Raw genomic sequence first — 17,541 nt, 5'->3', positions numbered from 1 at the left:
GCTGGGGGCCGAGCGGCGGTCACGCTTGTACCGTGGCCTCAGGGACACCTGGAAAAGGAGCGTCGCGATGGCCCGGGCACTGATCGTGGTGGATGTGCAGAACGACTTCTGCGAGGGCGGGAGCCTGGCCGTGAGCGGTGGAGCCGATGTCGCCTTCCGGATCGGCGAACTGCTGCACAAGTGGCACGAGGCCGAGCCCGGCGACCGGCAGTACGCGTACGTCGTGGCCACCCGGGACCACCACATCGACCCGGGCGACCATTTCTCCGACGACCCCGACTTCGTCCGCTCCTGGCCCCGGCACTGTGTGGCCGGCACCGACGGCGTCAGCTTCCACCCGAACCTCGACCCCCAGCCGTTCGACGCGATCTTCGACAAGGGCGAGTACGCCGCCGCCTACTCGGGCTTCGAGGGCAAGTCCCACGAAGGCGGCCACGCGCTCGCCGACTGGCTGCGGACCAAGGGCGTCACGGACGTCGACGTGTGCGGGATCGCCACCGACTACTGCGTCCGCGCGACCGCCCTCGACGCCCGCAAAGAGGGCTTCGCTACGACGGTCCTCACCGCGCTGACCGCAGGGGTCGCGCCGGGCAGCACGGAGCAGGCCTTGACCGATCTCCGCGCCGCCGGCGTCACCCTCACCTGACCGGGGCGCCCGGGCCGAGCGGGATGCCGATCGCCCACCAGGCCAGGAACAACAGCGTCCAGGCGACCGTCATCGCGATCGCCAACGGCACCGTGTACGACGCCAGCGTGCCGACGCCGGCGTCCTTGCGGTACCGCTGCAGGAACCCGAGCGCCATCACGAAGTACGGGCTCATCGGCGTGATCGCGGTCGACCCCGAGTCGGCGATCCGGAACAGCGCTTGCGTGGTCTCGGCCGGCACGCTCAGCAGCAGCATCATCGGCACCAGGATCGGCGCGGTCAGCGACCACATGGCCGAACCGCTCGTCACCAGCACGTTGATCACCGTCAGCAGCACCAGGATGCCGAGGAAGATCACCACCTTCGGTGCGCCGAGATCCCCCAGCACCCGCGCCGACTCCGCCGACAGCAGGTCGCCGATGTTGCTCCAGTCGAAGTACGCCAGGAACTGCGCGATCGCGAAGAACAGCACCAGGACCGGCGCCATCTGTTTGATGCCTTCGGCCATCAGTTTCGGTACGTCGGCCGCACGCTCGATCGCCTTCACCGTCACGCCGTAGGTGATGCCAACGATGCCGAAGAGGACCGCGACGACCATCGCGATCCCGTCCAGGAACGGCGACTCGACGATGCTTCCGTTCTCACCTCGGAGCGGCGAGTCGTGCGGTGCCAGTACGGCGACGATCGCGACGGCCGCGAGCAGGAAGACGATCCCGGCCCGGCGCAGACCGGTGCGCTCGGCAACGGTTACCTTGAGCTGGTCCGGATCGTCACCAGGCGCGTCCGGGTCGGCCTCGAGGTCGGTCCGCTTGTTCAGCACCAACCGGGTGACCAACGTGATCACCAACGCCAGCAGCACGGATGACGCGATGTTGAAGAACCAGTTGGACAGCGGCGAGATGTAGGCATCCGGGTCCACCGTCTTGGCCGCCGCGGTGGTGATGCCGGCGAAGATCGCGTCGTTCGGGGTCGGGATCGGGCTGGCGTCGTACCCGGAGGCGATCGCGGTGTACGCGACCACGATGCCGAGGATCGGCGACCGGCCGACCGCGCGGAACGCGAGCCCGCCGAGCGGCACCAGGATGATGTACGCCGCGGCCGACGCCACGTGGGCCATCGTGCCGGCGAACGCCACCGCGAACACCACCATCGACTGCGGCACCCGGGACACGCTGACCCGCATCAGGGCCTGCAGGAACCCGGTCCGCTCGGCCAGCGCGACGCCCATGATCACGACCACGATGGTCGCCATCGGCGGGAACTCGGCGAAGTTCGAGATCGCCGTCGACACCGCCATCTGCAGGCCGTCGCCGGACAGCAGGTTCTGCACCGCGACGGTCTTGCCGTCCTTCGGCGACACCACCGAGATGTCGAACCCGGCCAGGATCGCGCTCACCACCGCGAGGATTCCGGACAGGATCCAGAACAACCAGAACGGATGCGGCAGCGCGTTGCCTGCCCGCTCGATCACCGCCATCGCCCGGACCAGGCGTGGCAGCTCCCTCGTCTCGGTCGCCGTACTCATCGTTTGTGCGCCTTGAAGAACGCGCCGATCAACTCGTGCGCTTCGAACGTCTGGGTCACATAGCCCGGCCCCGACGAGGCGTCCGATCCCGGCCAGCTGTGCCCGCCATCCGTGACGGCCACGTGCACGACGTCGGCCTTGCATCCCTTGTAGGTGAACTTCAGTACGTCGTCGCCCTGCTGGGAGACCCGCGGTTCCTGGTCGCAGTGGTCGCGGACGGCCCAGTCCCGGACCCAGGTCTGGACGCTCGGCAGGTCGCGCTGCCCGTCACCGCCGTACGGGATCGTGGTGTCGCCGGTGCCGTGGATGTCGAGCACCGGCACCGGGCGGCTGGGCGCGCACCGCTTGCCCTCGATGTAGAAAGCGCCGGAGACCGGGGCGATCGCGGCGATCCGGTCGGCCATTTGGCAGGCCAGGATGCCCGTGAAGCCGGCGCCGTTCGACTTACCGGTCGCGTAGACGGCGTCGGTGTCGACGCAGAGCTCGCCTTCCAGCTTGTCCAGCAGATCGGCGGTGAACTTGACGTCGTCGACGCCCTTGGCCGAGTACGGCGCTCCCTGCCAGGCCTGCTTGTCCTCGTCACCGATCACACCGTTGGGGTAGGCAACGATCGCGTCGAGCTTCGACAGGTCGGAGAACGCCTCCGTCTGCGCACCGGTCTTGCCGCGGCCGTGGTAGACGACGATCAACGGTGACGCCTTGGTGGAGTTGTACTTGTCCGGGACGTGCAGGCGGTAGGTTCGGGTGAGTCCACCGCTGACGACCTCGTAGTCGCCGGTGGAGACTGCTTGCCTGCCGCAACCAGTGCTCCGGGAATCCGGGGCGGCAGTTGCCGATGGCAACCCGATCGTCAGCAGGCCGGCGGTGATCAGGAGCGCGCCGAGCGCTTTGGGGCGTGCGAGGTTCATCAGGGGTGCCTCCTCGGGCATGCGAGCGGGCAGGCTCGCGCCTGGACCACCTGAGCCGGGGTCCAGTGAGCGGGGTCTTGGGGTCAGGCCGAGAGCAGGTCGTCGGCGAAGGCGGCTATGCGGTCGGCGGCCGTCTCGACCAGGAGACGGCCGTGCTCGGCAGTGGCGCGGCGGGGATCTCCCAGCACGCCACGCTTGTGGTACACGTCGAACCCGACGGACAGGCGCGGTCCGCGCGCCTGCCGGGACAGCCGGGCCGGGGTGGTCAGCTCGTCGAGCGTGGTGGCACCCGGCTCCAGGCGGTCGGCCTGGACCAGGTCGGGTGCGAGGTACAGCATCTGGGCGGTCTCGGCCTCACCGGAGTGACCGTGGACCTCGCTGACATCGACGATCAGGTCGGACACCACGGAGGTGATCGGTGTCCACGCGAAGGTGAGGTCCTGGCGGACGTACTCCTGCGCCAGCACGGACAGCGCGGCGTTGTTCCCGCCGTGCCCGGTGACCACGAGAAACTGCCGCCAGCCGTGGTCCTGCAGACTGGCGATCACATCCCGCAGCACCTGCATGAAGGTTGCCGGGGACAACGACACCGTGCCGGCGAAGGCCATGTGGTGCGGCGAGATGCCGTACGGGACCACCGGAGCGATCACGGCGCGACCGGCCAGTCGTTCGGCCACCCGGTCGGCGACACCGACAGCGCGCACGGTGTCGGTGGCCATCGCCATCCCGCCGCCATGCTGCTCCTGCGCCCCGACCGGGATGATCACCAGCGGCGACCGCCGTACCGCGTCCGCGGCCTCGTCGGTCGTCATCTCCGCGAGTCTCCGGAGACTTTTCGCCGCCTGGTGGCGCTTTTCTTCCGAGGAACCGCGATTCATGAGAGCTCCGAGGCCGACTCGACGGCAAGGCGGATGTTGTCGAGGTGCTCGCGGGTGAGTCGCTCGGCCGCTTCCACGTCCTGTGCCCGGACGGCCTCCACGATCGCCTGATGCTCCTCGTGGTCGCGCTCGCGGTTGTCGTAGAGCGCACGGATCTGCTGCTGCTCGCGGACCCGCACCTTCAGCAGGGAGGCCAGCACCTCCTGCAGCAACGGATTGCCGGAGGCGGCGGCGAGCTCCACGTGGAAGTTCAGCGCGAACGCCGGACCGCCCGGTGGGACGAGCGCGTTGGTGACCGCGGCCTCGAGCCGTTCCAGGTTCTCCGGCTGCCGGGCGGCCGCGGACTGCGCGGCGACGGCCGGCTCGATCACCAGGCGGGCGCTGATCAACTGCAGCACCGACTCCTTCGTGATCGGCGGGCGGTGCGGATTCGCCAGTACGACGTTGTTGATCGTCGGACCGACGTACGTGCCGGAACCGTGCCGGAACTCGACCGCACCGGTCGCCTCCAGCTTCCGCAGCGCCTCCCGGACCGTCGGCGTGGTGATCGCGAACCGCTTGGCCAGCTCACGAGCCGACGGGATCGCGTCCCCCGGGCCCAGCCCGCCGTCGCGGATGATGCCGAGAATCGACTCGGTCAACCGATCGGACAGGCTGGGCGGCGCCTCAGACGCTGAGTAAGTCACAAACTGACTAAATCACTTAGCCTTTACCCCGGTCAAGACCCCGGTACCGCCCCCGGCGGGCGAGGTGGATGCATGACCGCGCGGAGCTCGGAGTACGCGCAGTGCAGGGGCCGGGAGAGGTCGCAGATCCCGATGTCCCCTGGTGCGAAGCGGGCAACACGGCCGTCCTGCTCACTGACCGTCAGGCCCTCGGCCTGCACGAACAACGCATAGCGTCCGGGATCCTCCCTGCGCGCGTGCGCCGCGGTCCGGGTGGCCTCGCCCGGACCGGATCGGGACACGGCCACCTGGAGCGGACCGACCGTCCCGATCATCAGCTCGTCCCGGTCGTCCGGTCCGTCGTCCAGCCGGAGGTCCAACCCACCGAGATATCCGGCCACGACCTCGTTCCAGTACGCCGCCCGCGTGGCTCTCGGCTCGGCGACCGCCCTCAGCAGAGTCCGCATCCCCGCAGTTTGTGCACACCGACGGCGTACCTGCAACCGTGTTCCCCGAAAACCGGACGTCAGGCGGTGACCACGATCGGGGCGCCGTTCGAGGTCAGGGACCAGTCGGTGGTGTGGAAGGTCGCGGGGTCGACGGTGCCGGTCGACGTCACGTAGTCGATCATCAACTGGCGGATCTCGACCTGGCGGTTGTAGACGACCGGAGCGGTCGAGACGTGCGGGAAGTTGCCGCCGCCGGACTGCCGGTAGTTGTTGACCGCGACAACGAACTCCTGGTCCGCGGTCACCGCGGTGCCGTCGTACGCGAGGTCGGTGATCCGGGAGCCGACCGGCTTCGCGATGTCGATCTTGTACGTGAGCGGCTTCGTGAGGCCGCCCATCACGTCGTAGTTGTAGTCCGGAGTCCCACCCGGCGCGGTCGGGGTCGGCGCGTTGGTGACCTGGCCGGACGGGAACGGACCGGCGCCGGTCACCTGCTTGAAGTACTGCGCGGAGAACTCGAGGTAGGCCTGGACCTGGGCACCGGTCATCGTCACCGCGAGCAGCGTGTTGTCGAAGATGTAGAGCCCGGCCACGTCCCGCACCGACACGTCACCGGCCGGGATGGCGGCCTCCCGGTTGAACGGTGCCGCGATCGCCAGCACCGGCAGGCCGGCCTGCGGCGTACCGACGAGCGCCTTCGACACCGCGTCGGCCTGGATGAAGTTCACGAAGTCCAGGGCCGCGGTGTCCTCCCACGGCGCGGTCGCGGCCGACATCGCCTCCTTGCAGGTCCCGATCTTCGAGTTCACGTACTCGATGACCTTGTCGTGGTCCTTCTGCAGTACGGCGATCACGTTCGGGTCGGCGTCCACGGTGTTCGCGTTCAGCACCTGGCTGTGCCGGCCGACGACCTTCCAGCGGCCGCGCACCTTCTGCAGGTCCAGGTCGAACAGCGACAGCCGCATGCCCCACTTCAGCGGCTCGCTCAGCACGACCTGCTCGCCGGTCGTCTTGTTCGTCACCATCCGCTCGGGGATCTCCAGATGCGCGTGGCCGACCAGTACGGCGTCGATGCCCGGAACCGTCTCCGCCATCAGGGCCGACGCGTTCTCCGGCACCGGCAGGGCGTCGCCGTACGACGAGGACAGGTCCATGCCGGAGTGCGCGGACACGATCACCACGTCGGCGCCGGCCTTGCGGACGCGCGGCACCCAGATCTTCGCCAACTCGACGATGCCGCCGAACTTGACCTTGTTCTCGACGTTCGCCTTGTCCCAGATGGCGATGCCCGGGTTGGTCAGCCCGAGGATCCCGACCGTGATCGGCTTCTCGCCCGGCACGTGCACCCGCTGCAGCACGTACGGCGGGAACACCGGCAGGCCCGTGGTCCAGTCCTGGGCGTTCGCCCCGAGCAGCGGGAACCGCAGCTGCCGCTGGAACTTGCGCAGGATGTCGAGGCCGTAGTTGAACTCGTGATTGCCCAGCGCGGCGGCGTCGTACCCGATCTCGTTCATCGCGGCGGCCATCGGGTGGGTGTGACCGCCGGTGATCGGCTCGATCTTGGCGAAGTAGTACGCCAGCGGGGTGCCCTGGATGGTGTCGCCGGCGTCCAGCAGCAGCGGCCGCGGTGCCCGGGGCTCCGCGGCGACGCGGTCCCGGACAGCGGTGACCAGGGTGGAGATCTTGGCCAGGCCGATGTCGTTGTGCGCGGCGTCGTCGTACTCGGCGTTCTTGAAGTAGTCCCAGTTGAAGACGTTGCCGTGCAGGTCGGTGGTGCCCATCACGGTCAGCCGGACCGTCCTGGAACCGTGCCCGGCGTCGTGACCCGCGTACGCCGGTACCGCCTGGAACCCGGCCGCCGCCAGCGCCGCGGCGCCTCCGATCACCGTTCGCCTCGTCATCGTCGTCCGCTCGCCGCTGTCCGTCATCGTCCGCCTCACATGTCGTCGTGTCTGCTGGCAGTCTCGCCGTCGCCGGGGTCGCCGGCCCGGGGCACACGATACGGCGACACGCCGCGACCCGATTTCGGGCTGACCTGGCGGCACGAGAAGATGCCGGACATGACCAAGCCGCCCGGCAAGCTCCTGCCGTTGGTCGCCGCCCTCCTCTGCGGTGCCGTCCTCGCCCAAGCCGCCAGACCGTCCGACCAATCGGTCACCAGCGCCGCGCCTGCCGTCCAGACGGCCGCGCATGCACCGCTGAACGTCCCGGTCAAGGCGCGGCCGACGCATGAGCCGAGCCAGCCCGGGCCGACGAAGCACCAGTCGCGGCAGCAGCAACGGACCACGGCGCCGGCCGACGACTGGAACCTGACCGGTCACGGCAAGGTGCTCTACCTGACCTTCGACGACGGCCCGCAGCCGGTGTGGACGCCGAAGGTCCTGCAGGTACTGCGCAAGCACAAGGCGAAGGCGACCTTCTTCGTGCTCGGCATCCAGGTCGCGCAGTTTCCCGAGCTGGTCACGCTCGAACGCGCGGCCGGTCATCACGTCGGCAACCACACCTGGGACCACAAGACCCTGACCCTGCTGCCGGACGCAAAGATGCGGCAGGAGATCACGTCGGGGGTGAAGTCGAAGTGCCTCCGCCCGCCGACGGGAGCCACGAACGCCAAGATCGAGGCGACCGCGGCGGCGGTGCACCAGCGCCAGGTGCTGTGGGACGTGGACACCAAGGACTGGACCAAGCCGGGCGTCGCGAAGATCGAGCACGCGCTCCTGGCCGGTGCGCGGCCGGGCGCCATCATCCTGATGCACGACGGCGGCGGCAACCGCTCCGAGACCGTCACCGCTCTGGACCAGGCCCTCACCAAGCTGACCAAGCAGGGCTACACGTACCGCTCATTGCCCTGCTAGTCAGCGCGTCGCAGCTCGCGAGGTCAGCGGGTGACTCTGGTGGCGCCGCCGGAGAAGTGCTGGAGGGCCTGGTCGATGACGTGCACCGGCTGGTCCAGGGCCCTGACCAGGAACAGACCGGTCGGCCGGAGCAGCGGGTTCGGTTTGACCACGGTCCGCACCGACGGCTGGTCCAGCCCGCGGACGCCGGCCGTCGTGGCACCCACGCCCGGCGCCAGGTCGAGCTCGAGCGTGTACTGCCCGAACAACTTCTCCTGACGGAAGCCACGCACCGTCGCCCACGGCAGCACCACCGGGTACGCCGCTCCTTCGCAGGCCAGCTCGAGCGCGCGAGCAGTCATCCGCATCGCGATCGGCTGCACGTCGTTGGCGGCGTACCAGCGTTGCCGTTCGGCGATCAGCCGGAGCGCGAGGACGGTGCTCAGCACCAGCGGGATCATCGCCACGATCAACAGCAGCGCGAACGGCCACAGACCCGATCCACGGAAGACGATCAGCGCGACCAGCGCGGTAAGGATGCCGAGGGCACCGATCGCCAGCGTCACCCAGGCACCCCGGCGCTGGACCTTCCGGACCAGCTCACGCCGTTCCCGCACCGCCTCCCGATCGATGCCGACGACGAACGCCTGCGCATCCTCCCCGTGCTCGCTCATGCCCCAACACTCCCATCTCGGCGGGCCGCCGCCGGCACGGGTCTCAGGACTTGCGCCGGCCGGCCCAGCTCCAGGCGTAGACGCCGTCGTCCACCGCCGTACCGCCTTCGCCGAGCTCGAGCGGACGGAAGGTGTCGACCATCACCGCGAGCTCCTCGAACCGCTCCGCGCCGAGCGACGCCTCGATCGCGGACGGCTGCGGCCCGTGCGCGTACCCACCGGGATGCAGTGAGATCGAGCCGAGGCCGATGCCCGACCCCTTCCGGGCCTCGTAGTCGCCGCCGCAGTAGAACATCACCTCGTCGGAGTCGACGTTCGAGTGGTAGTACGGCACCGGCACCGACAGCGGGTGGTAGTCGACCTTGCGGGGCACGAAGTTGCAGACCACGAAGTTGTTGCCCTCGAACACCTGGTGCACCGGTGGCGGCTGGTGGATCCGCCCGGTGATCGGCTCGTAGTCGCTGACGTTGAACGTGTACGGGTACAGGCAGCCGTCCCAGCCGACCACGTCGAACGGATGCGTCGCGTACGTCATCCGGCTGCCGACGATCCCGCCCGGGCCGTTGCCGCGGTGCTTCACCAGCACCTCGACGTCGGTGTCCTCGACCACGAGCGGCTCGCCCGCCGCGTGCAGATCGCGTTCGCAGTACGGCGAGTGCTCGAGGAACTGCCCGTACCGCGACAGGTAGCGCTTCGGCGGCGCGATGTGGCTGTTCGCCTCGATGCAGTACGCGTGCACGCCGTCCGGCCCGGGCAGCCAGCGGTGCGTGGTCGCCCGCGGGATGATCACGTAGTCGCCCTCGACCGCGTTCAGCACGCCGAACACCGTCTCCACGGTCGCCGAGCCCTTCTCGACGTACACGCACTCGTCGCCGATGGCGTTGCGGTAGTACGGCGACGGCTGCTCGGCGACGACGTACGAGATCCGGACGTCGCCGTTGCCGAGCACGAGCCGGCGATCCTCGACGGCGTTGGACTTGGAGGTCTCGGCGAAGAGGTCGTGCAGTTTCAGATGCCGGGGCGTGAGCGGGTGGTTCGGGACGGTGACCAGGTCGGGCAGGTCCCACACCTGCGAGTCCACGATCGCGGACGGTACGCCGGCGTGGTACAGCAGTGACGAGTCCGACGAGAACCCCTCCTCCCCCATCAGCTCCTCGTAGTACAGCCCACCGTCCGGTTTCCGGAACTGCGTGTGCCGCTTCGGCGGAACCTGCCCGACCTGCCGGTAGAACGTCATTTCTCCCGCTCCCGTGTACGTTAATCGAACGCATGCGTCCGCTTACCGAAAGCATCCGTTAGGCTTCGAGCCATGTCAACCGTCCCTGCCCTGTTCCGGCACCTGGTCGACGACGCCGCGATGTTCCCGCCCGGGGACCTGCCGCTGACCGAGGCTGTCGAGGCGCACCGGGCTCACCGCACCGCGCCGTACGCCGACCTGGTCGGGCCCTTCGTGTGCACCGATGAGGATCTGATGAAGGTGGCCGCCGAGGCCGCCCGCACCGGCCCCGATCCACTGCGGGTCGCGGTGGTGATCACCGGCGGCGCCGGTGGGATCGAGCCCGCGGTCCGGTACGGCGACCGGTCGACCGACATCGAGGTCACCGCGATCGAGGTCCGGCTGCGCAACGAGGACGACCTGTCCCGGAACGCACTGCGCGTCGTCCGGGCCTGTGACGACTGCCTCGACGAGGAGACGGCGTACGTCGAGATCGGCCTGGACGGAGCGTGGGAGCGCGCCCTCGACGTGGTCGCCGATGCGGGGTACGCGGCGAAGCTCCGTACCGGCGGGCTCGATGCCTGGTTGTTCCCGTCAGAGGGTCAGATCGCGGCGTTCATCACCGCCTGCCTCGATCGCGAGGTCGCGTTCAAGTGCACGGCCGGGCTGCACAACGCGGTCCGGCATACCGCTGTCGACACCGGGTTCGAGCATCACGGTTTCCTGAACGTGCTGCTCGCCACCCGCGCGTCGCTCGACGGAGCCTCGCTGGACGAGGTGGCCGCCGTCCTGGCTTCTCGTGACGGCGAGGCGCTGGCCGCCCGGGTGCGGGAGTTGTCCGAGCAGCAGGCGGCCGGGACCCGCCGCTGGTTCACCTCGTTCGGCTCGTGCAGCATCGAGGAACCCCGCGACGACCTGACCGCCTTGAGCCTGCTGGAGGGCCTGTGAGCTGGATCGACATCCCCGCGGACTCGCCGTTCGGGCCGGACAACCTGCCGCTCGGCGTGTTCCGGCTCGGTGACGAGGAACCACGGGTGGGCGCCGCGATCGGCGACCAGATCATCGATCTCGCGCCGGTCGCGTCGGCGCAGATGCTGGACGGCTCGCAACTGTTCGCCCAGCCGTCGCTGAACGACTTCCTCGCGCTCGGCCGCCCGGCGTGGCGCGCGACGCGCGGCTGGCTGCTCGAACTCGTGCGCAACGCCAATGATCGCGACACCGTGGAACCGCATCTGATCCCGCGGTCGGCGGTCACCATGCAACTGCCGTTCGAGGTCGCGGACTACGTCGACTTCTATGCCTCCGAGCAGCACGCGACCAACCTCGGCCGGCTGTTCCGGCCGGACTCCGAACCGCTGCTGCCGAACTGGAAGCACCTCCCCGTCGGCTACCACGGCCGCGCCGGGACCGTCGTACCGAGCGGCACCGGCATCGTCCGGCCGTCAGGTCAGCGGAAGGCGCCGGACGCGGCCGCGCCGACGTACGGACCGTCGCAGCGGCTCGACATCGAGGTGGAGCTCGGGTACGTCGTCGGGGCGCCTTCTCAGCTCGGCCGACCGGTGTCCGTGGACGCGTTCGAGGAGCACGTGTACGGCGTCGTACTCGTGAACGACTGGTCCGCGCGGGATCTGCAGGCGTGGGAGTACGTCCCGCTCGGGCCGTTCCTGGGCAAGTCGTTCGCCACCTCGATCTCGCCGTGGGTGGTGTCGCTCGACGCGCTCGAGTCGGCCGCCGTACCGCTGCCACCGCAGGATCCGCCGGTGTTGCCGTACCTGGCGGGCGCCAACCTGAAGAACTACGACATCACCTTCCAGGTGTTCCTGAACGGGCATCTGGTGAGCAGTCCGCCGTACAAGGACATCTACTGGTCGCCGGCCCAGATGCTCGCCCACCTGACCGTGAACGGCGCCTCGGTCCGGACCGGCGACCTGTTTGCGTCCGGCACGGTCAGCGGCCGCGAGAAGGCCCAGCAAGGCTCCTTCATCGAACTCACCTGGGGCGGCCTGGACCCCCTCCTCCTGGACGGCCAGGAGCACACCTTCCTCACCGACGGCGACCAGGTCACCATCACCGCCTGGGCCACCACCCCCACCGGCCGCCTCGGCCTGGGCGAAGTCACCGGAACGATCATCTCTGGCTAATCCTGTTCATAACTGTTCGTTTCTCTTGACTAGCTAGCGGTTGCGTGCGAACTTTCTCCGCATGAAACGTTCAGTGGGGATCTGTGTGCTGGCCGTCACCATGGCCGCCGGCGTCCTGAGCGTGCCCGCGGGCGCGCAGGCCGCCGGCGATCCGACCCTCCGATCGACCGAGTTGACGGTCACCGTCGGAGCCGACTTCCCGCGGGTGATCAGGTACGTCGACAACGCCTCCGGCCAAACCCTCGGCGGCCAGCCGGATTCCATCTCAACCGTCACCATCGACGGAGTCGCCCGTACGGCGCACCTCTCCGCGCCGCCCACAGTCGACGGCGGCCGAGCGTCGTACAAGCTCGCGTTCGACGCGCTCCCCGGCGTGGAGCTGGACGCGAGCCTCAGCCTCGCCGGCCGCGTCACCACCTTCGCGATCGACGCCATCCGCGACACCGAGGCGACCCGGGTGCACACGATCGACATCCCGGACCACGACCTGATCTCCGTCGCGAGCACGGACGCCGGCGCGACCACCGCGTTCACCACCCTGGACCCGGACTCCACCCGGACCGCGGACAAGATCACCCCGATCACCGCCGCGACCCCGGCCGAACCGTCCGCGACCGGCGCGACGTACGCGTTCGTGAACACCAGCGCCCTGGCCGCCGGCATCGAGTCGAACTCCGTGTACGACCAGCCGTCCGGCCAGTCCGTCGACGACGGCGCCCGGTTCTGGCACCGCGCCCGCAAGGCCACCGACGGCAGCACCCGCGTCGGCGTCTGGAGCGGCCAGTGGACCTACCGCGCCGACACCTCGCCGTACACCGAACCGTTGCCGTGGGCCAAGATCGTGGTCACCCCGGACGCGAACAAGGACAAGGCCGTCGACTGGCAGGACGGCGCGATCGCGTTCCGCTCGATCATGACCGAGCCGAAGGGCGCCGACCTGGTCAAGGATCGCGTAGTCACGCACATCCCGTTCAACTTCGCGAGCCAGGCGACGCATCCGTTCCTGCGCACCCTGGACGACGTCAAGCGGATCTCGCTGTCCACCGACGGACTCGGCCAACTGGCCCTGCTGAAGGGGTACGGCGCCGAGGGCCACGACTCGGCCCACCCGGACTACGGCGGCAACTACAACACCCGCGCCGGCGGTCTGGCCGACCTGAACGCCCTGCTGAAGAAGGGCAAGGACTGGAACGCGGCGTTCGGCGTCCACGTGAACGCGACCGAGTCCTATCCGGAGGCGAACGCGTTCAACGAGAACCTGGTGGACAAGAGCTCCAAGGGCTGGAACTGGCTGAACCAGAGCTACTACATCAAGCAGCGCCCTGATCTTGCCTCCGGCAACATCGTGAAGCGGTTCCAGCAGCTGCGGGACGAGACCGACAAGAACCTGCAGGAGCTGTACATCGACGTCTACTACCAGTCCGGCTGGCTCGCCGACGGCCTGACCCGGCAGCTCGCCGACCAGGGCTGGCAGATCGCCACCGAATGGGCCGACCGGCACGAGCGCACCTCACTGTGGTCGCACTGGGCCAACGACCTCGACTACGGCGGACCGACCAACAAGGGGCTGAACTCCCAGATCATCCGGTTCGTCCGCAACGACGAGAAGGATGTCTGGAACAACGACCCGATCCTCGGTCAGGCCAGCCTGGTCGAGTTCGAGGGCTGGACCGGCGAGACCGACTGGAACGCGTTCTACCGCAACATCTGGCAGAAGAACCTGCCGGCCAAGTTCCTCCAGCAGCAGAAGATCACCGACTGGAACAGCAGTGACATCGCCTTCACCGGCGGCGTCCGCGGCACAGTCGAGAACGGCAAGCGGACCGTGTACGCCGGCGACGCCAAGGTGCTCGACGGCGACAAGTACCTGCTCCCCTGGGACGGCAACACGAAGCTCTACCACTACAACCCGGCCGGCGGCCGCACGACCTGGAAGGTTCCCTCGGCGTTCTCAGCGAGAACCTTCGCGGTCTACAAACTGACCGACACCGGACGAGTGAAGGTCGCGACCATCCCGGTACGACAGGGAGCCGTCACGCTCGACGCGGTCGCGGGCCAGCCGTACGTGCTGTACCCGATCAGCGCACCCGCGCCACACCCGGCGAACTGGGGTGAAGGCACCCACCTGAAGGACCCGGGCTTCAACGCAGGCAACCTCGCCGCCTGGAACGCCACCGGCGGCGCGACGATCGACACGCTCGAGAACGGCCAGCAGGTCGCGTCCCTCGGCACCAAGTCGTCGACGTTGAAGCAGCGCATCACCGGCCTCACCCGCGGCCGCACTTACAGCGCGTCGGGCTGGATCGAGATCGAACCGGGGAAGTCGCGTCCGACCACCCTGACGGTCGACGGCGTGCAGAACACGATCACTCGATCCACTGCGCAGAACATGGTCGCCTCGGACGACAAGCACGGCGCCTACTACCAACGCGTGCGCGTCGTCTTCGATGCCAAGGGCGACAGTGCCGACCTGGGCATCAGTGCGGCCGCTGGAGCAGCCAAGGTCCGGATCGACGACGTCCGGGTGGTCGAGACGAAGCGACCGGGTGCCGGCCTGGTCGACAACTTCGAGAACGTCGACCAGGGCTGGGGCCCGTTCGTGAAGGGCGATTCCGGTGGCGTCACCGACCCGCGGACCAGCCTGGCTCGCAAGCATGCGCCGTACACGCAGGCCGGCTGGAACGGCAAGCTCGTCGACGACGTCCTGGACGGCGAGTGGTCGCTGAAGTCGCACGAGGAGAACGCGGGCGTCGTCTACCGAACCACGCCTTCGACGGTGAATTTCCAGCCCGGGCACAAGTACGCGGTCAGCTTCGACTATGCCAGCGGCCGCGCCGGTCAGTACGCGTGGATGCAAGGAGTCGACCGGCCCGACTCGGTCGAGGTCAAGTCGACGCCGATCGCCGAGCAGCGGACCAAGGCGTCGTTCAGCCAGGAGTTCGTGGCCGGATGCGGCGGCGACTACTGGGTCGGCCTGCGCAAGCTGTCCGACGGTGGTGACCAGGCCGACTTCGTCATGGACGACTTCGCCGTCACCGATCTCGGTACGACGTCCGAGCCGGCCGACTGTACGTCGATCGCGATGTCGGGCGTGACGGGTCTCGTCTCCGGCGAGGCGAACACGGTCGTCACCACATTCACCAACAACGATGTCGTTGCCGCGAACAACATCACGCTCGGTCTGACCGGGCCGGACGGCTGGACTGTGACCGCAGCGACTCCGGCGACCCACGCGACCGTTGCCCCGGGCGCGAGTGTGACGACCACCTGGGACGTCACACCGCCTGTCGGGACGCCGGAAGGAAAGTACGTGCTGACGGCAACAGGTGGTCGGGCCACGAGCACCACGGAGGCGACTGTGTTGCCGCCTGGCATCGTGCCACAGTCGCGGATCAAGGTGACGGACGTCAGCAGTGAGGACGTCGGCACGGGCGGCGCGGCCACCGCGGCACTGGACGGAAACCCCAGCACCATCTGGCATTCCGCCTGGTCGGAGGTGCCCACGCCGGCGACGTTCCCGCATCACATCACGCTCGACCTCGGAACGACGTACCAGGTTGACGGGTTCAGCTACCTGCCTCGGCAGAGTGGGACGAACGGGATGTTCAAGGGCTACGAGATCTACGTCAGCACCGACGGACAGAACTGGGGTACGCCGGTCGCCAGCGGCGAGTTCCCGAACTCGATCGCGGCCCAGCGGGTGAACTTCACCGCGACGCCGGGGCGGTTCGTGAAGTTCGTCGGGACCAGTTCGCTCAACGGCGCGGTCTTCGGATCGGCCGCGGAACTCAACGTCTACGGCACGCGCTAGACAGCAAGCGGCGCCACTTTCCGCCCCTGCCGGAAGTGGCGCCGCTCGGGTCCTGCTACTTGGTGATGTTCACGTTCACCGAGGCGCTGGCCGTCTTCGCGGACACGACCCGGAACTTGTTCACGCCGACCCGGCCGCTCTTCACCCACACCGAGTACGTCGCCTTGCTGGTGACCTTGGTGGTGGCCGGGAAGTTGACCCACTTGCCGTTCTCGAACCGCTGCACCTGGACCGCGGTGTTGCGCGCGATCCCACTGGTCTTGCCGGTGAAGGAGACCTTGGTCCACGCCTTCGCGGTGGCCTTGTCCGACTTCATCGTGATCGACTTCGCCGCAACCGCGGCGCTCGCGGCGGTGGTGTGCGTGCCGACCGCGTTGGCCTGCAGGGCTCCGGCGACACCAAGACCCCCGGCGGCCAGAGCTGCACCCGCGACGACGGCGGCTGTACGACGTACGAACTGAGAACGCATGACTGTGGTTTCCCCTCGTTTTATTGGGCTTCTTGGGCGAGCCCGACGCAAGAGGAGACGCGGTGGCGGCAGGAATAGTTGTGTTAAGACTGCGTCTCAGTCGCAGGGAGGACCAGTCGGGCAAGGGCACCGCCACCTGGCGCCGCCCCGAAGGTCAGTTCGGCACCGAGCACCTTCGCGTGACCCGCCGCGATAGTCAGGCCGAGGCCGTGCCCGACGCCACGCTCGGCCATCCCGGACCGGAACCGGCGCGGGCCCTCGGCAATCAGTTCCTCCGGGTAACCGTTGCCGTGGTCAACCACCTCGACGGTCCGGCCGCTGACCGTGACCTCGACCGGCGGCCGGCCGTGCCGCAGCCCGTTGACGATCAGGTTGGCCAGGATCCGCTCGATCCGGCGCGAGTCGGTCGAGACTGTCTCGTCCGGTCCGACCTGGTGGACGATCACGCTGTCCGGCGCGAGCGCCTGCTGCATCCGCAGCCGGCCGACCGCGGAGCCGACGAACGCCCCGAGCCCGACCAGCTCGAGGTCGGCCTGCTCCACACCGGAGTCGAACCGGGCGATCTCGAGCAGGTCCTCGACCAGCCGGCGCAGCACCTTGGCCCGGTCCCGGACCAGCTCGCTCGGCCGGCCGGGTGGCAGCAGCTCGGCCGCGGTGGTCAGGCCGGTGACCGGCGTCCGCAGATCATGCGCGACATCCGCGGTGAACCGGCGCTCGGCCTCCAGCTGGCCACGCAGCGACGTCGCCATCGTGTCCAGCGCGGTGGCCAGCGACTGCACCTCGTCCTTGCCTTTGCCAACCGTGTCGGCCGCCGACGCGTCAAGATCGCCGGCCGCGATCCGGCGCGCCGTCCCCGCGACCGCGACGATCCGCTTCGACAGGCTGCCGGCCAGGATCACGCTGACCAGGGCGACCAGCGCGACCGTTCCGATCCCGCCGAAGACCAGCGCCTGCTGCAGTGCCTCCATCGAGTCGTCGCTGGTGTCGTAGTCCTGCACGATCGAGAGGATCTTGCCGTCCTTGACCCCGACCGCGGCCCACATCCTCGCGTTCGGCGAACCCGTCTTGAAGGTGGCCCGCTTGCCCTCCAGCACCGCCTCCCGCAACTGCGGCGGCAGCTCGGGATCGTCCAACTTGGACCCGAACACCGGGACCTCGTCGCGGTCGTAGCTCTGCGCTGCCAGCTGGATCCGCTCGTCCGCGAAGCTGCGGGTCCGGTCCAGCCGGGCCGACTGCGCCTGGGTGTAGACCGCGACGCAGAGGACCAGGATCGCGAGCGAGGAGACCAGCAGGAAGATGAGACCGAGCTTGCCGCGCAGTCCCAC

Annotated in this window: 15 protein-coding genes; 5 read left to right on the top strand and 10 right to left on the bottom strand. The window is 68.8% G+C overall.

Translation table 11 applies throughout. From position 1 onward, the window contains the following. The first annotated feature begins 67 nt into the window (after positions 1-67). Positions 68-646, top strand: a complete 579-nt coding sequence (locus ACGFH6_RS23680; protein ID WP_393387512.1) for a nicotinamidase — start codon at positions 68-70, stop codon at positions 644-646. Here ACGFH6_RS23680 and ACGFH6_RS23675 read toward each other — a convergent pair. The 6 genes from ACGFH6_RS23675 to ACGFH6_RS23650 form a co-directional block, all read right to left on the bottom strand. Next, positions 639-2,171, bottom strand: coding sequence for an AbgT family transporter (locus tag ACGFH6_RS23675; RefSeq protein ID WP_393387510.1), 1,533 nt, complete (start codon positions 2,169-2,171; stop codon positions 639-641). The genes ACGFH6_RS23680 and ACGFH6_RS23675 overlap by 8 nt on opposite strands. Continuing rightward, positions 2,168-3,079: an alpha/beta hydrolase family esterase gene (locus ACGFH6_RS23670; protein ID WP_393387507.1), complete on the bottom strand. Its 912-nt coding sequence runs from the start codon at positions 3,077-3,079 to the stop codon at positions 2,168-2,170. Before ACGFH6_RS23670 ends, ACGFH6_RS23675 begins: the two co-directional genes overlap by 4 nt. Positions 3,080-3,162: 83 nt before the next feature. Further along, positions 3,163-3,891 (bottom strand): creatininase family protein, encoded by a 729-nt coding sequence (locus ACGFH6_RS23665; RefSeq protein WP_393387505.1) that lies wholly within the window; start codon positions 3,889-3,891, stop codon positions 3,163-3,165. 62 nt (positions 3,892-3,953) lie between these two features. Next, positions 3,954-4,643 (bottom strand): FadR/GntR family transcriptional regulator, encoded by a 690-nt coding sequence (locus tag ACGFH6_RS23660; RefSeq protein WP_393387503.1) that lies wholly within the window; start codon positions 4,641-4,643, stop codon positions 3,954-3,956. Positions 4,644-4,675: 32 nt separating this feature from the next. Beyond that, positions 4,676-5,089, bottom strand: coding sequence for a hypothetical protein (locus ACGFH6_RS23655; RefSeq protein WP_393387500.1), 414 nt, complete (start codon positions 5,087-5,089; stop codon positions 4,676-4,678). A gap of 59 nt (positions 5,090-5,148) precedes the next feature. Beyond that, positions 5,149-6,999: a bifunctional metallophosphatase/5'-nucleotidase gene (locus ACGFH6_RS23650; protein ID WP_393387498.1), complete on the bottom strand. Its 1,851-nt coding sequence runs from the start codon at positions 6,997-6,999 to the stop codon at positions 5,149-5,151. A 132-nt stretch (positions 7,000-7,131) separates the two neighbouring features. On the opposite strand from ACGFH6_RS23650, the gene ACGFH6_RS23645 reads away from it, so the two are divergent. Further along, on the top strand, positions 7,132-7,926 hold the full coding sequence (locus ACGFH6_RS23645; RefSeq protein ID WP_393387495.1) for a polysaccharide deacetylase family protein: 795 nt from the start codon (positions 7,132-7,134) through the stop codon (positions 7,924-7,926). Positions 7,927-7,949: 23 nt separating this feature from the next. On the opposite strand, the gene ACGFH6_RS23640 is transcribed toward ACGFH6_RS23645, so the two are convergent. Both ACGFH6_RS23640 and ACGFH6_RS23635 read right to left on the bottom strand, forming a co-directional pair. Then, complete coding sequence (locus tag ACGFH6_RS23640) at positions 7,950-8,579, bottom strand: hypothetical protein (protein WP_393387492.1); 630 nt, start codon at positions 8,577-8,579, stop codon at positions 7,950-7,952. A 43-nt stretch (positions 8,580-8,622) separates the two neighbouring features. Continuing rightward, positions 8,623-9,816, bottom strand: a complete 1,194-nt coding sequence (locus ACGFH6_RS23635; RefSeq protein ID WP_393387491.1) for a homogentisate 1,2-dioxygenase — start codon at positions 9,814-9,816, stop codon at positions 8,623-8,625. A gap of 72 nt (positions 9,817-9,888) precedes the next feature. On the opposite strand from ACGFH6_RS23635, the gene ACGFH6_RS23630 reads away from it, so the two are divergent. The 3 genes from ACGFH6_RS23630 to ACGFH6_RS23620 all read left to right on the top strand — a co-directional run bounded on the left by ACGFH6_RS23630 (position 9,889) and on the right by ACGFH6_RS23620 (position 15,747). After that, a complete protein-coding gene (locus ACGFH6_RS23630) occupies positions 9,889-10,743 on the top strand; it encodes a hypothetical protein (protein ID WP_393387490.1) in 855 nt (284 codons plus the stop codon). Next, positions 10,740-11,936, top strand: a complete 1,197-nt coding sequence (fahA, locus tag ACGFH6_RS23625) for a fumarylacetoacetase (protein ID WP_393387489.1) — start codon at positions 10,740-10,742, stop codon at positions 11,934-11,936. The genes ACGFH6_RS23630 and fahA overlap by 4 nt, the downstream gene beginning before the upstream one ends. A gap of 61 nt (positions 11,937-11,997) precedes the next feature. Next, on the top strand, positions 11,998-15,747 hold the full coding sequence (locus ACGFH6_RS23620) for an endo-alpha-N-acetylgalactosaminidase family protein (protein ID WP_393387486.1): 3,750 nt from the start codon (positions 11,998-12,000) through the stop codon (positions 15,745-15,747). Between the two features lie 55 nt (positions 15,748-15,802). Here the strand turns inward: ACGFH6_RS23620 and ACGFH6_RS23615 are convergent, their stop codons facing one another. Next, positions 15,803-16,216: a hypothetical protein gene (locus tag ACGFH6_RS23615; RefSeq protein ID WP_393387484.1), complete on the bottom strand. Its 414-nt coding sequence runs from the start codon at positions 16,214-16,216 to the stop codon at positions 15,803-15,805. A gap of 83 nt (positions 16,217-16,299) precedes the next feature. Further along, on the bottom strand, positions 16,300-17,541 hold the full coding sequence (locus tag ACGFH6_RS23610) for an ATP-binding protein (protein WP_393387482.1): 1,242 nt from the start codon (positions 17,539-17,541) through the stop codon (positions 16,300-16,302).

The sequence above is a fragment of the Kribbella sp. NPDC049227 genome, assembly GCF_043197265.1.
Taxonomy (GTDB): domain Bacteria; phylum Actinomycetota; class Actinomycetes; order Propionibacteriales; family Kribbellaceae; genus Kribbella.
Note: the sequence above shows the minus strand (reverse complement) of the source record. Positions and strands in the feature narration are given on the sequence as shown.

Excerpts from the sequence above, each read along its gene's own strand:
- ACGFH6_RS23675 (WP_393387510.1), bottom strand. The coding sequence starts at position 2,171 with ATGAGTACGGCGACCGAGACGAGGGAGCTGCCACGCCTGGTCCGGGCG.
- ACGFH6_RS23620 (WP_393387486.1), top strand. The coding sequence starts at position 11,998 with ATGAAACGTTCAGTGGGGATCTGTGTGCTGGCCGTCACCATGGCCGCC.
- ACGFH6_RS23630 (WP_393387490.1), top strand. The coding sequence starts at position 9,889 with ATGTCAACCGTCCCTGCCCTGTTCCGGCACCTGGTCGACGACGCCGCG.
- ACGFH6_RS23645 (WP_393387495.1), top strand. The coding sequence starts at position 7,132 with ATGACCAAGCCGCCCGGCAAGCTCCTGCCGTTGGTCGCCGCCCTCCTC.
- ACGFH6_RS23615 (WP_393387484.1), bottom strand. The coding sequence starts at position 16,216 with ATGCGTTCTCAGTTCGTACGTCGTACAGCCGCCGTCGTCGCGGGTGCA.
- ACGFH6_RS23655 (WP_393387500.1), bottom strand. The coding sequence starts at position 5,089 with ATGCGGACTCTGCTGAGGGCGGTCGCCGAGCCGAGAGCCACGCGGGCG.
- ACGFH6_RS23640 (WP_393387492.1), bottom strand. The coding sequence starts at position 8,579 with ATGAGCGAGCACGGGGAGGATGCGCAGGCGTTCGTCGTCGGCATCGAT.
- ACGFH6_RS23680 (WP_393387512.1), top strand. The coding sequence starts at position 68 with ATGGCCCGGGCACTGATCGTGGTGGATGTGCAGAACGACTTCTGCGAG.
- ACGFH6_RS23665 (WP_393387505.1), bottom strand. The coding sequence starts at position 3,891 with ATGACGACCGACGAGGCCGCGGACGCGGTACGGCGGTCGCCGCTGGTG.
- ACGFH6_RS23670 (WP_393387507.1), bottom strand. The coding sequence starts at position 3,079 with ATGAACCTCGCACGCCCCAAAGCGCTCGGCGCGCTCCTGATCACCGCC.
- ACGFH6_RS23635 (WP_393387491.1), bottom strand. The coding sequence starts at position 9,816 with ATGACGTTCTACCGGCAGGTCGGGCAGGTTCCGCCGAAGCGGCACACG.
- ACGFH6_RS23650 (WP_393387498.1), bottom strand. The coding sequence starts at position 6,999 with ATGACGGACAGCGGCGAGCGGACGACGATGACGAGGCGAACGGTGATC.